General features: G+C 56.0%; 11 protein-coding genes. 2 read left to right on the top strand and 9 right to left on the bottom strand.

The window, feature by feature from the left end; genetic code table 11:
* Positions 1 to 160: 160 nt before the first annotated feature.
* The gene (locus tag EQG79_RS08545; RefSeq protein WP_129601177.1) at positions 161 to 1,213 is read right to left on the bottom strand and encodes a transglutaminase domain-containing protein; all 1,053 of its coding nucleotides are present in this window, start codon (positions 1,211 to 1,213) and stop codon (positions 161 to 163) included.
* Positions 1,214 to 1,285: 72 nt separating this feature from the next.
* Between EQG79_RS08545 and EQG79_RS08550 the strand changes: the two genes are divergently transcribed.
* Complete coding sequence (locus tag EQG79_RS08550) at positions 1,286 to 1,738, top strand: PPC domain-containing DNA-binding protein (protein WP_236648795.1); 453 nt, start codon at positions 1,286 to 1,288, stop codon at positions 1,736 to 1,738.
* A gap of 62 nt (positions 1,739 to 1,800) precedes the next feature.
* Here EQG79_RS08550 and EQG79_RS08555 read toward each other — a convergent pair whose 3' ends face one another.
* The 3 genes from EQG79_RS08555 to EQG79_RS08565 form a co-directional block, all read right to left on the bottom strand.
* On the bottom strand, positions 1,801 to 2,400 hold the full coding sequence (locus EQG79_RS08555) for a bifunctional nuclease family protein (protein WP_077921930.1): 600 nt from the start codon (positions 2,398 to 2,400) through the stop codon (positions 1,801 to 1,803).
* 132 nt (positions 2,401 to 2,532) lie between these two features.
* Complete coding sequence (locus EQG79_RS08560; protein ID WP_077921929.1) at positions 2,533 to 3,495, bottom strand: electron transfer flavoprotein subunit alpha/FixB family protein; 963 nt, start codon at positions 3,493 to 3,495, stop codon at positions 2,533 to 2,535.
* Between the two features lie 81 nt (positions 3,496 to 3,576).
* Complete coding sequence (locus EQG79_RS08565; RefSeq protein ID WP_077921928.1) at positions 3,577 to 4,314, bottom strand: electron transfer flavoprotein subunit beta/FixA family protein; 738 nt, start codon at positions 4,312 to 4,314, stop codon at positions 3,577 to 3,579.
* 163 nt (positions 4,315 to 4,477) lie between these two features.
* On the opposite strand from EQG79_RS08565, the gene EQG79_RS08570 reads away from it, so the two are divergent.
* The gene (locus EQG79_RS08570; protein ID WP_077921927.1) at positions 4,478 to 4,807 is read left to right on the top strand and encodes an enzyme of heme biosynthesis; all 330 of its coding nucleotides are present in this window, start codon (positions 4,478 to 4,480) and stop codon (positions 4,805 to 4,807) included.
* Positions 4,808 to 4,813: 6 nt separating this feature from the next.
* Here EQG79_RS08570 and EQG79_RS08575 read toward each other — a convergent pair whose 3' ends face one another.
* The 5 genes from EQG79_RS08575 to EQG79_RS08595 all read right to left on the bottom strand — a co-directional run bounded on the left by EQG79_RS08575 (position 4,814) and on the right by EQG79_RS08595 (position 12,609).
* Positions 4,814 to 5,623 (bottom strand): hypothetical protein, encoded by an 810-nt coding sequence (locus tag EQG79_RS08575; RefSeq protein WP_129601179.1) that lies wholly within the window; start codon positions 5,621 to 5,623, stop codon positions 4,814 to 4,816.
* A 154-nt stretch (positions 5,624 to 5,777) separates the two neighbouring features.
* On the bottom strand, positions 5,778 to 6,971 hold the full coding sequence (locus tag EQG79_RS08580; protein WP_129601180.1) for an Nramp family divalent metal transporter: 1,194 nt from the start codon (positions 6,969 to 6,971) through the stop codon (positions 5,778 to 5,780).
* Between the two features lie 84 nt (positions 6,972 to 7,055).
* Positions 7,056 to 7,580, bottom strand: coding sequence for a Dps family protein (locus tag EQG79_RS08585; RefSeq protein WP_077921924.1), 525 nt, complete (start codon positions 7,578 to 7,580; stop codon positions 7,056 to 7,058).
* 71 nt (positions 7,581 to 7,651) lie between these two features.
* Positions 7,652 to 8,590: a sugar phosphate isomerase/epimerase family protein gene (locus EQG79_RS08590; protein WP_077921923.1), complete on the bottom strand. Its 939-nt coding sequence runs from the start codon at positions 8,588 to 8,590 to the stop codon at positions 7,652 to 7,654.
* Between the two features lie 176 nt (positions 8,591 to 8,766).
* Positions 8,767 to 12,609 (bottom strand): hydantoinase B/oxoprolinase family protein, encoded by a 3,843-nt coding sequence (locus tag EQG79_RS08595; protein ID WP_129601181.1) that lies wholly within the window; start codon positions 12,607 to 12,609, stop codon positions 8,767 to 8,769.
* Positions 12,610 to 12,612: the final 3 nt, after the last annotated feature.

Genomic DNA, 12,612 nt, shown 5'->3' on the forward strand with positions numbered 1-12,612 from the left:
TTTTTTGTGAGCATGTCGTTGACATAAAAAGACCTCCTTTCTGGCTTTGGCGTTGTGGTGATGCTCAAAGCTAAGAAAGGAGGTTCCTTTTTGTCAACTCCCTAAAATTCGGGATGACTCATGTTTTATTGGGTGCTGACTACGCAAGGAAAAAAGGTTATTAATTGACTATGGTAAAAGCAGAAATAGCTTCGTAGGATTTGTAGCGTTCGGTGCGGGTACCTTTGGGCTTGGCATATACGTGCAACGTATGAGTACCGCGCTGTTTGATCGGCACCGTTAACCGATAGCCATCAGCCGTTAACTGGATGCTGGCCGGAACATGGCTCGTGGTAGAGCCATTTTGCCAGCCCAGCGAGCAAATGAACTCAACGGGCTGGCTGGTTTGTAGCGTGAGTGTAACCGCATTGGTCGACCGGATCAGACCTGTTTTGGGAAAGTTGTCGTCGAATCCAAGTCTGAAGTAGGCATCATAGATCTTGGGAAACTGGTCGAACTGTGCTTTACTGAATGGCTTGTCAAGAAGCTGCCAGCGCTGGTCGGCCGGGAAATGGTTGGCGCCGAACGCAACGGGTTCTGTGAGGAAATAAAAGTCGTTTGGCTGACCACCTTTTGCTGTTGTTTGTGCCCAGGCAATATCGACCAGATACCAATCGCCATCGAGTCGGACCGCGTTCCATTCGTGATCAATGTAGCGAATCGGCTGGCCTGCCTCACTATCGTTGGTACGGGAGTAGCCCTTGACGTTCACGACCTCAATACCGGCCCGGTTGAGCAGGTGTTTATACAGCAGAGCGAAGCCCGTACAGACGGTCTTCCGGCTCCGGAGTACACGACCGGCATACTCGGTCTCGGAAGAGTAACGCTGACCGCTATAGGCATCCTCGTCATACTGCACATGCGACGTAATCCAGGCGTAGACCGAGCGGGCCTTGGCCAGTTCGCTGCGGGCGGGTGCTGTCAGGTAATCGCTGAGCGTATTCAAGTTTCGGGTTGCCGATTCCGGTGTCTTGCGGGCGTAAGCGTCAATTACGCCATAATCGACGGTAACGAATTTCGATGGGCGCGGTATGTCGGTTGTCGATATAGATGGTTGCACCGCCGATTTGTTTGGCCCTGAAAAGGCGGTGAAGAAAAGCAGGCAGAAACAGGCTTGCAGAGAGGGGAGCAGCAGGGTAATTTTCTGCCGAAACCAGGTTGTGTATGTTCGCATTCCTCAGTCAGTATCACTAATTTCATAACACCAATGCAGGCTTTTTTATTGCTGATTTTACCCCTTCTGGTCATGCTTCCAGACAACACATACGCCCAACCGACGCCCGTTGGGGCGGCCATGCAAACGTATTCATTCCGGCTCAGGCCGGGTCAGGATCTGAAGAAAGAGCTGGAGAATGTGGTGCAGCAACAGCGGATCGGGGCGGGGGCTATACTGACCTGTGTGGGCAGTCTGACTGACGTGACGCTGCGGTTGGCCAATCAGGAAGGACCCAGTACCTGGCATGGACACTTCGAAATCGTATCGCTGGTTGGGACTCTTTCCGCCAATGGAAGCCACATCCATCTGTCGGTATCCGACTCGACAGGGCGTACGCTGGGTGGTCATCTACTGGATGGCTGTACAATATACACCACTGCCGAATTGTTGATAGGCGTCATGCCCGAGATCACCTATACGCGTGAGCCCGACCCTGCGTTTGGGTACCGGGAACTGGTCGTAAGAAAACGCAGGAAGAAATAAGCGCAAAAGCCACTCCCTGACAGGAATGGCTTTTGCGTATACTTATGCTGAAAATAAATGATTTAGTTGCGTTTGCTCATCTCGTCACGAATCTTGGCAGCTCGCTCGTATTCCTCGTTGCCAAGAGCTTCTTCGAGCATCTTCTGCAATTCTTCCGACGACGCGTTTTTCAGCTGATCACCGAAAGAGCGTGACGAGGGCCGGTTGGGCGACGAGCGGACCAGCTCTTCCTGCTCTTCCTCTTCGTCGGTGCCACTTGCGGTGATTCCCGCTTCAGACAGAATCGACTCGTTCGTATAGATGGGTACATCGAACCGAATGCCGATAGCAATAGCGTCAGATGGGCGAGCATCGATGACCGTTTCGCGAACGCCGTCGAAACAGACGATTTTGGCGAAGAAGATGCCTTCGCGCAAATCAGAAATTACGATCTCGCGAACCGTAAACCGAAACTGCTCCGCAAACTGCTTGAACAGGTCGTGCGTCATCGGCCGATTCGGAACGATTTTTTCAATCTCAATGGCAATGGCCTGGGCCTCAAACATGCCAATGATGATTGGCAACCGCCGGTTGCCATATTCCTCACCCAGTACCAGCGCAAACGAACCCGACTGCGACTGACTGGGCGATAGTCCTAGTATTTCCAGCTTAATCTTATCCACAGCGCGAATTTAATCAAAAGTAGTAACAGGGCCACCTGGTGCACAATAAGTAAGCGTTTGTGTTGCTTACCAATTTATGAAATTAGTCATCTATATGACAATCGGGGTGGCTCTGTTGCTACTCCCGATCAGTTACAGCCCCTGCACTGCCTTCGTAAGCCGTGGTAATACGTCGAACACGTCGCCAACGATACCATAATCGGCCGACTTGAAGAACGGAGCCTCGGGGTCTTTGTTGATAACAACAATTACCTTCGAGGAGTTTACGCCAGCCAGGTGTTGTATAGCGCCTGAAATACCGGCGGCTATGTACAAATTCGGGCTTACTTTGATTCCGGTCTGACCAACGTGCTCATGGTGAGGGCGCCAGTCCAGATCCGACACCGGCTTCGAGCAGGCCGTTGCGGCTCCCAACGCCTTGGCCAGGTCTTCTACAATAGCCCAGTTTTCGGGACCTTTCAGACCGCGACCAGCCGACACAACCAGATCGGCTTCGGGTAGCAGGACATCGCCAGTGGCTTTTTCGGTTTTCTTAACGGTGATGACGAAATCGCTTTCGTTCAGGGCGGGCGAAAACGTCTCTACGGAGGCCGTTGCCTCAGTTTCTTCCGGCGTGATGGTGTTTTTCTTGATCGCCAGAATTTTTACGTCGGCTTTCAGATCATTGTAGGCAAAGGCTTTGCCGGTATATATGCTGCTTTTGACCCGGAAGCCAGCCGACAGATCGGGTAATTCGATCACATTAGCCGCTAGGCCCGCCTTAAGTTTGCCGGCCAGCCGCGCCGTCATCGCATCGGCCAGTGATGATTTGGCCAGTACAACTACTTTACTGCTTTCCTGCTGGGCTGCGGCCGCAACAACGGTTGAGTAGGCCATGCCGTTAGGTTCGTTAAGCTTACCGTCGGCCGCGTGGAGCACCTTGGTGGCGCCAAAACGACCGGCAGAAGCCAGCTCGCTGTCGTCGGCCTGGCCAATCACGATGGCGGTGGCCGATGTGCCGAGCATATCGGCGACTTTAGCGCCGTAAAAAATTGCTTCCTGTGAAGATTTTTTGAGTTTGCCTTCGTCTAATTCGGCAAATATGAGAACAGACATATACGAGGTTTCGGTTTATAGTTTTCGATACGCGGTTCACTGGACGAGGCCCGAAAACCGACAGGTGAAAACAGCATGTTATCAAATAACTTTAGCTTCGGTGCGCAGGAGCTGGATCAGGGTTTCGGCTTCTTCGGCCTTGATCATTTTCACGCTGCCACGGGGAGCGGGGAGTTCATAACTACCCACGGCCGTCAGTTTGTCTGTGCCGGTTGGCTCTACGATCTTCAGCGGCTTGGTGCGGGCGGTCATGATACCACGCATGTTCGGAATCTTCCATTCAGCAATCGGCTCCTGGCAACCCAGAACCAGCGGAAGCTTAGCCTCCAGCTCTTCTTTACCACCCTCAATTTCGCGGGTGATCTGAGCCGTGTCGCCGGCGATATCCAGCAGCATAACCGGTGAGATAGACGGAATACCAAGCATCTCGCCAACAATACCGTGTACCTGACCGCCATTGTAATCGATCGACTCGCGGCCCATCAGGATCAGGTCGTACTGCGCATCTTTGGCAATAGCCGCAATCTGTTCCGCTACAAAATAAGCGTCGGTTGGTTCGGCATTAACCCGGATCGCATCGTCGGCTCCGATAGCCAGACATTTACGAATAACGGGCTCGGCGTCGGCTTCTCCTACGTTCAGGACCGTTACGCTGGCGCCCAGTTTTTCTTTTAGCTCAACGGCCCGCGCCAGTGCGTAGTCGTCGTAAGGGCCGGTGATGAACGTTACACCCGCTTTGTTAAGCCTGGTGTTATTGTCCGTAAAGGCAATTTTGGTGGTGGTGTCGGGCACACTCGTCACACACACTAAAATCTTCATTGGCTATGCGGTTTTGGTTGATATAGTGACTGATGATCGGTTTTTTGAAGCCTGCTTTCTGCCGGTTGGCAGCAGACATCGGAAAACTAACCATTACTTTTACGGCGCAAAAGTAATCATACGCCTATAGAAAGTATGCATGCATACTAATTTTCTTACCTGAATGAATAACGAGCGTATCCAACAATTAATTCGATTTGTACAGGAAGAACCTGGAGAGCCGTTCAATGTTTATGCGCTGGCCATGGAATACATGAACAGTCAGCCCGAGCAGGCACGGACTTATTTGGACCAACTCCTGAGCGATCATCCTGATTATCTGCCAACGTATTACCACGCAGCTGCTTTGTACGCCGAGTTGGATGAGCGCGATAAGGCGGCCGGACTCTACGAAAAAGGAATCAGGCTGGCAGAGGTACAGAATAACCAGAAGGCGTTACAGGAGCTGCAGCGAGCCCGGCAGGCGTTTGACGATGACGACGACGAGTGGTAGGTTTGGCTAGTGCCGACGTTTTTTCTTTTCTGTTACGAAGCCCTGTTTGAAGAGCAGCGGTACGATGGCCTGTTCGGGCAAGGTATAGCTGAGGGCTATATAGTTGGCTGAGGCTACTTTAGGCAGGTATACAAACCCGCGTATCGACTCGTTAGGCCCAAGGGTATTGGCTTTAAGGGCCAGTTCACGCCAGCGGTATTCTTCATAATCGTAGCGTTGCATTCGGTTGGCGAAGGTGCCGTAATCGATGGCGCGCTTGGCGGCTATTCCCTGGTACATGAAATCATGGGTAATCCGCTTATTCACCCACTCCCGGTAAGAAGTTCGGTTTCGATTCGTAGAGGACGATACATCCGAGGCTACTGCAGCTACAAGCAGTACGGTATTCATGATCTTAGCCCGTTTCAGCCGCTTTTCTTCCTGCTTGCGTTTAATGCCGATCCGACTGGCTTCGTAGGTTGGGTCGGCGGCTGCACGAACAAGGGGCAGGCCGTTTCCGCGCGGGTCGGGCAGGGTGTCCTGGTGTGGGCCGAGCGCGACAAACCGGAAATCGGCGGGGTTGATGTCGATCGGGTGGTCGGTTCGGTTCTTGATTTCAATATCCAGTACAGCGTACTCCAGGTCTTCGCGTTCGAAAGACGCCACAACGCCTATGCCGTTATCTTCTGCTTTTGTAACGGGCCGACCGTCGATGGTAGTAATATCGCCCGAAGCGGGTTCCAGCTGGTAGGTCGTTATGGTAGGCGCACAGCCACTCAGTATTTGCAGTATAACGGCCGTGAATAAACTCCATTTAACGTAAATAGATGCTTTCATAACCTTCAGGGTAAGAGGCTATTTGCCTTATGAAATATGTGTAAAGGTAATGAGCGGCAGGATTTCTATGTATCCGATAATCCCCATTTTTTTACCGACTGTGTATCTATTCATTATCCGGCATAGGGAAGTTCGGGCTGGTAAGCGAGCTGCGCTAGAACTGCCCAGCTGCTATGGCCAGCCATACATTGCGTAAACCCAGAAAAGCAGTAAGCGCCACGACCAGCAGCATGGCTACATTCTGCCAGGGCCGGTTGCGGTATTGAGCTGGTAAAAGGGTTTTGTTGTTGACAGCCAGTAACAAAAAGACGGTCACCAGCGGAAGCAGCAGACCGTTTGCCGCCTGCGCCAGAATGATTACCGGAATGGGTTTTACGCCGAGCAGGCCAAACGTCAGTCCTATGGCCATGACGATAAGCCAGGTTGCCCGGTAGCGGCCGGATTGCTCAGACCAGCCCAGCAGACTCCGACCGGTAACGGCAGCGGCCAGGGGGGCAGTCAGGGCCGACGTAAACCCGGCGGCAAAGAGCCCGAAGCCAAACAGCGCACCTGCCCAGCTTCCCAGGCGTGCGGACAATGTCTGTTCAAATGTCTGAAAGGAGAAATCGCCCGTAACGAGCATACCCGAAACCAGGATCGCCATTGAAATGAAGCCGCCAATCAGTACGGCCAGCGCAATACCAAACCGCATTTCGGTCAGCGATTGACCCTGTCCTATGCCCGAGCCTAAAAACAGATTATAGGGAACAATGGTAGTGCCGATCAACCCAATGACCAGTACTGTAGACCCATCAGGCAAGGCAGGCATGAAAAGGGCAGTGGTTAATTCTGTCGTATTGGGTGATACGCTGACAGCTACATAGGCGAAGCAGAGCCCCATGGCGAAGACAATAAGACCCAGGAAATTAGCAATGAGTCGGGTCGATCCCTGCCACAGCAGCGCTACGCAGACAATACCGACTCCTACCGTTAACACCTGACTCGACACACCCGTTAGTAGCGCCAGCCCCGATACAGCCCCCAGAATATTACCGGCCTGATAAGCTGCGCAACCCAGCGCGACGGCCCCAAACAGTACCGTCATCAGCCAGCGTACCCGGGGGCCGTAGGTTTGCGTCAGCAATTCGCCCAGACTCAGGCCGGAGGCTATGGTTACCCGGGCTGCGGCTTCCTGCAACAGAATAGTACCGAGGGTGGAGAAGGTCAGTGCCCAGAGTAGCCGAAGGCCGAAGCCGGAGCCAGCCATAGCACAGGTGGTAACGGTGCCGGGACCAATAAAGGCCGCCGAGATGACCGACCAGAAAAGTACGCTGCCAAGACCAGCGCGGAAGGAGAGCGATTTAGGCACAAAAAAGCGATGAGTTAGGAGTGATCAGCGATGAATGTAAAACAAACTCGCTAAAACTCATAACTCATCGCTTATAACGCCTAACTACGACAGGTACTTCCGGAGCATCCACGCCATCTTCTCGTGGGCCTCCATCATACCGGTCAGGAAGTCGGCCGTACCGGCGTCGTTCAGGTCTTCGTCGCAGGTGTCAACGTCTTCGCGCAGTTCGCGGGTAATCTGCTCGTGATCGGCCAGCAGCCGATCGAACATATCGCGGGTTTTTACCTCACCGCTGGTGTCTTCTTCCAGGCTGGTTCCTTTGATGAATTCTGCCATGGTCGAGAGTGGCTTACCACCCAGGGTGCGGATTCGTTCGGCAACCTCGTCGATCATTTCTTCGAGCGCTTTGTATTGCTCTTCAAAAAACTCGTGGTATTCTTTGAAGCTCGGGCCCGCTACGTTCCAGTGATATTTACGGGTTTTGATATAGAGAACGTGCAGGTCGGCCAGGTAGGCATTGAGCAGTTCGTTCGCTTTTTTGAGCGAGTCTTTTTCCAGACCGATATTCGGTTGAATGTTCTTCGGCTCTTTCTGTTGGGTTTCCGGTTTGTTCAGATCGGTAGTCATAACATGAGTGTGTATGTATTGGAAGTATAACCCGACCACACAGAAATTGTTGCTAATACCGACTGATGGGCTCAGATGAGTCCGGCGAAGACTTCGTTCGAATAAGCGATGTTGCGTTTTTGGGCCTCAACCGCTCCCATCGTATTTGGAGAGCCTTTTTCGAGACATTGCTCCAGCACCAGCAGTGGCCGGCGGTTCTGCGCTTTCAGGGCGCTGGTCAGTCGCCGGTAGTCGATGTCGCCGTCGGAAAAAGACTCCTGCCAGATGCCGTTTTTCGACTGGCGGATGTGTACCTCAACGATGCGGTTACCGTAAAGCCGGACCACATCGAATAGGGCTATCTGCGAATTGCCCGACCCCCGGTATACCCAGTGGGCATCCAGGCAGAGCGACACGTTTTTAGGATCGGAGCCCAGCAGCATGTGGTGAAATTCGCGGGCCGCCTGCCGGTGTTCGGGCGCATGGGTATGGTAGGCCAGGGTCATTCCCCGTTGGCGGAGTTCGGCCCCGAGCCGGTCGAGATTTTTGACCTGTTCGACCAGTTGTTCATCGGTCTTGTCGTCGTCGGTACCCCAGCGGATGGGGTTAGGGTTGGTAACGATCACCCGCGAGCCCAGCGGCTTTACCGCGTCGGCAATAGCCAGTACCGACGCGATGGATTTTGGGGCTTCGTCGGGTTGGTGCAGCGAGCTGTTGACGTACAGAGACGGCATCGTCAGCTTGTACCTGGTCAGGTAAGGCGCCAGCTTTTTCACCTCATCGACGCTGGTAAACGACGGTTCGTAAGCGGTTAGCCCGGTCTTCACGTACTCGCTCAACGACGCGTCGGGGTCGGCCATCCAGTCTTTCTGCTCACGCCCGTAAAAGGTGCTCCAGGTATAGGCGTTGCAGGAGAGAGGCTGGCGCTCCGGCGCAGCCGGATGTCCTTCCGCTGGCTTGATATCGGGGAGCAGCGTCGCGCCGGTAAGTGCCGTGAGCGACGATAAAAAATTCCGTCTGGTTGACAACATAATTAGTAAACGATAATTGGCCTCCCCCCTGTAAGCCCGGTAGAGGCCCCCAAAAGCCGACTCGCCTGGTTAACGGGCTAGTTGTCGGGCAAATAGGGTGCTGACGGGCAAACGGTGGTTTTTTCTATCTATGGTCTGGCAGGATATTGGGGTGAAAAGGGGAGACCGATGCGGATTTACCCGATTCCGCCACCGCCGGGGGTTTCGATGCGGATGCGTTCGCCAGCCTGCATGGGTCGGGTGAAAATCCCGGGCATGTTTTCTTCACTGCCATCCTGCCGGAGCAGCGTTTGCCGGCCTACCGCACCGGGCTGGCCACCCCCTATGCCATACGGCGCCACCAGCCGGTGCTGACTCAGCAGGGTGGCCTGGGCGGGCTCCAGAAACTCGATCTCACGAACAATGCCATCGCCACCGCGCCACTGACCGCTGCCGCCCGAGCCGGGGCGTATGCCGAACTGATGGAGCCGGACGGGGTAGCGTCGTTCCAGTTCTTCGGGGTCGGTTAGTTTGGTGTTGGTCATATGCTGATGAACCGCCGAACGTCCGTCAGCGCCCGGCGTCGCTCCCGTGCCACCGCCAATGGTTTCGTAATAGCCCATCGTGGCGGTGCCGAACAGAAAATTGTTCATGGTGCCCTGGCTGCAGGCCGCCAGCCCCAGTGCCTTCAGCAGCGTATCGACCAGCCGCTGGCTCACCTCGGTATTGCCGCCCACCACAGCCGGACATTCCGTTTCATCGTCGGGAAAGATTGGGTTCAGGAATGAGGATTCGGGCAGAACCAGATCCACAGGCGCCATCAGCCCTTCGTTAAGTGGTATATCGCCGACGGTAGCGTCGGTCCCTACCCACAGCCGGAGCACATACAGAATGGCGCTATGCAGAATCGAAACGTTGGCGTTCAGATTCTGGGGATGTACGGCCGATGTGCCCGAAAAGTCGATGGTGATACGCCCATTGGCTACAGTCAGGCTCACCCGAATCGTATGCCCGTCGTCGAGTGATTCGTCGGCCGCGAAGGTCTGTCCGTCGAAGCGGTGCAGTACGGTTGTGATAATAGCGGTGGCAGCGTTCTTGAGCTGGGTCATGTACTGCTGAACCGTAGCCAGACCGTATTGCCGGACGAGGGTACGCAGGGCCGTTTCGCCCGCCCGTAGCGAGGCCAGGGCGGCTTCTATGTCGGCGCGGTTCTCGGCCAGGGAGCGGGTGGGGTAGGGTGCCTGCGTAAAGCGTGCCTGCAAGCCCGTTCCCGCACCGTCATCCCACAAAAACTGCCCTGCTTTGACGACATACTGGGGTTCCAGTACGACCCCTTCCTCGGCCAGCCGGGTAGCATCGGGCGGCATCGAGCCTGGCACTTTACCGCCTATTTCGGCGTGGTGAGCCCGGTTGATGACGTAGCCGATCAGCTGCTCATCGTCCGTAAAGACGCCCTGCAGGAGGGTGACGTCGGGCAGGTGAGAACCGCCGTATTTTGGGTGGTTGGTGATAAGAACGTCGCCGGGAGCCAGGGGGAGTTTATCGAGGCAAAGTCGGGCGCACACGCCCAGGCTACCCAGATGAACCGGAATATGGGGTGCGTTGGCTACCAGCTCGGCCCGGGCATCGAGCAGGGCGCAGGAAAAATCGAGTCGTTCTTTCACATTGGTCGAGAACGCAGTCCGCTGGAGCTGCGCGCCCATCTCTTCGGCAATGGCCCGAAAGCGCTGGGTGAATAGCTCCAGCTGAATAACGTCGGCCTGCTCCGCTTCGTCCGCTGAGGCCGGCGCGGGCTTAAAATCATCCGGAGAATCGTAGTCGGCAATGTAGTCGATAAGCGCATTCTGGTCAGCCTGAATGACTACGCGCCAGCCGGGTTCAATAAAGGCCGATGAGGTGGTATTCAGCAGCAACGCCGGGCCACGGAAGGTGTCGCCTTCCCGTAAGCGGGTCCAGTCATAGGCCGGGTAGGTATCCGTCTCGAACGACGGAACGGCATGCTGATGGCTGACCGGCGGCCCGTTTTCCGGAACGTCAGGGCTGATCGTACTGACAACAACCCGTAGGCTCCCCACATCGATCGGGCGGGGCTGGCCGGTGCTGGTGCCGGGATAGTGCCCGTAGAGTTGCTGGTACCTGGTTCGGAAATCGTCGGCCAGGTTATCGCTGAGTGGTATCTCCAGGCTGGCCTCCTGCCCCTGGAGCCGAAGAAATACGCTCACGGAGTCGGTTCTGGTAGCGGCATCCGCGGCTATATCCTGCCGCAGGGCCCGAGTAGCCTGCTCAACCAGCTCGCTGGCGATGGCCGGTAGCTGGTCGCTAACCTGATGAAGGGGCTGAAGCACCGATCGGGCAGCCATCCGTTCGATACGAGCCTGACCGATGCCATAGGCGCTGAGCAGACCCCCGTCGAAGGGAAGTATAATCCGTTCCATACCCAGAAGCCGGGCAATGGCGCAGCCGTGGAGTCCGCCGGCTCCGCCGAAGACCAGCAGGCTATAGTGGGCAGGATCAAACCCTTTGGCTACCGAAATTTTGCGGATGGCCCCGGCCATCGTTTCGTTTGCAATGCGTTCGAATCCGCGCAGCAGGGTAGCTGAATCGGGTCGGTTGCCGGTCTTCGACTCAATCTGAAGGCGTATGGTTTGCAGGGCATCCATAGCTTTATCAGGAAAGACCGGAATACCGAACTGGCTGGGATGAAGTTTGCCCAGCAGCAGGTTCACGTCGGTAATGGTCAACAGCGCCGGGGCCGACGCGGAGGTGGCCCCGTAACAGGCCGGACCGGGGTTGGCACCGGCACTCTGTGGCCCCACGCGCAGCTGGGCGCCGTCAAACCAGCAGATAGAGCCACCACCAGCTGCTACGGTTTCAATCGACAGCGACGGGAACTGCAGGTCAAACGGCCCTATAGGGGTCGAATAGCGATAGTCGGGGGTTCGCTGAATCCGGGCTACATCGGTGCTGGTGCCGCCCATGTCGAGGGTAAGCGTACCGGGTTGCATCAGGCTGCTGGCTACTGCCGCTGCCCCGATGACACCACCCGCGGGGCCGCTGAGCAGGCTGTCTTTGGGCCGGAACAGATCCGCCCGCACCAGTCCACCCGCACTGGTCATAACCCGCACGGGCTGTTCGCCCGCAGTACCGTTACCCAGCTGCGTCTGCACGTTGTTTAGGTACGATCGCAGCACCGGAGTAAGATACGCGTCGATGACGGCGGTCTGGGTACGGGAAACGTAGCCGGGGGCGGTCGATACGTCGGTGGAGAGAGTGATGACAGGAAATCCTTCGGCAGCCAGCCTATCGCGTAGCTGCTGCTCATGCGCCGGATTTCGATAAGCATTCAGCAGCGAGATCGCCACGGCCTCGGGTTTGAGCTGCCGGAGCTGATCGATGAGTGGCGCGAGCGCAGGCCCGGCCAGTGGCGTCAGTACCCGGCCGTCGGCAGCCATGCGTTCGTCAACCTCAAAGACCTCTTCGTACAGTACCTCGGCGGGCGGTATGGCCAGTTGGAACAGGTTGGGCCGTTGCTGGGTACCGATTCGGAGCAGATCCCGAAAACCTTTGGTGATCAGCAACGCAACCCGGGCCCCTTTTCGCTCGAGTAGCGCATTGGTGCCCCGGGTGGTACCCAGCCGCATCTCCAGGGGCGGGAAAGGCTGATGGAGCGGGGTTTGGGTCAGCAGCCGCGTGGCGAGTACCGGCGCTTCTTCGTTCGTAAACAGTTCTACCGTTAGCCGGTCCAGCCTCCGCGCCCGCAGTAGCGCCGAGCCGTCCAGGAGGCCGGTTGGGGTGTTTACGACTAATTGCCCGTCGGTGTTCAGCGAGGATACCGTAAACGTTTCGCCGGTTTCGATGAGCCGAAGCTGGTACCCGTCGAAGAGGGGAGCGGTCAGCCACGACGCGGTCAGTCGGCCATGAATCAGCTGGGCCCGCAGCCGGCTACTGCTGAGCACTTTCGTGCGGTGTAAAACACCGTTGGGGGCCAGGCCAAGCCCGTCGGTAAAGGTTCCGCCTGTATCAATCCAGATCTGCCACATGGG

The sequence above is a fragment of the Spirosoma sordidisoli genome (genome assembly GCF_004138325.1).
Classification (GTDB): domain Bacteria; phylum Bacteroidota; class Bacteroidia; order Cytophagales; family Spirosomataceae; genus Spirosoma; species Spirosoma sordidisoli.

What these genes read in the sequence shown, in the direction of transcription:
- EQG79_RS08545 (WP_129601177.1), bottom strand. Translation starts at nt 1,213, where the DNA reads ATGCGAACATACACAACCTGGTTTCGGCAGAAAATTACCCTGCTGCTC.
- EQG79_RS08550 (WP_236648795.1), top strand. Translation starts at nt 1,286, where the DNA reads ATGCTTCCAGACAACACATACGCCCAACCGACGCCCGTTGGGGCGGCC.
- EQG79_RS08560 (WP_077921929.1), bottom strand. Translation starts at nt 3,495, where the DNA reads ATGTCTGTTCTCATATTTGCCGAATTAGACGAAGGCAAACTCAAAAAA.
- EQG79_RS08565 (WP_077921928.1), bottom strand. Translation starts at nt 4,314, where the DNA reads ATGAAGATTTTAGTGTGTGTGACGAGTGTGCCCGACACCACCACCAAA.
- EQG79_RS08570 (WP_077921927.1), top strand. Translation starts at nt 4,478, where the DNA reads ATGAATAACGAGCGTATCCAACAATTAATTCGATTTGTACAGGAAGAA.
- EQG79_RS08575 (WP_129601179.1), bottom strand. Translation starts at nt 5,623, where the DNA reads ATGAAAGCATCTATTTACGTTAAATGGAGTTTATTCACGGCCGTTATA.
- EQG79_RS08585 (WP_077921924.1), bottom strand. Translation starts at nt 7,580, where the DNA reads ATGACTACCGATCTGAACAAACCGGAAACCCAACAGAAAGAGCCGAAG.
- EQG79_RS08590 (WP_077921923.1), bottom strand. Translation starts at nt 8,590, where the DNA reads ATGTTGTCAACCAGACGGAATTTTTTATCGTCGCTCACGGCACTTACC.
- EQG79_RS08595 (WP_129601181.1), bottom strand. Translation starts at nt 12,609, where the DNA reads ATGTGGCAGATCTGGATTGATACAGGCGGAACCTTTACCGACGGGCTT.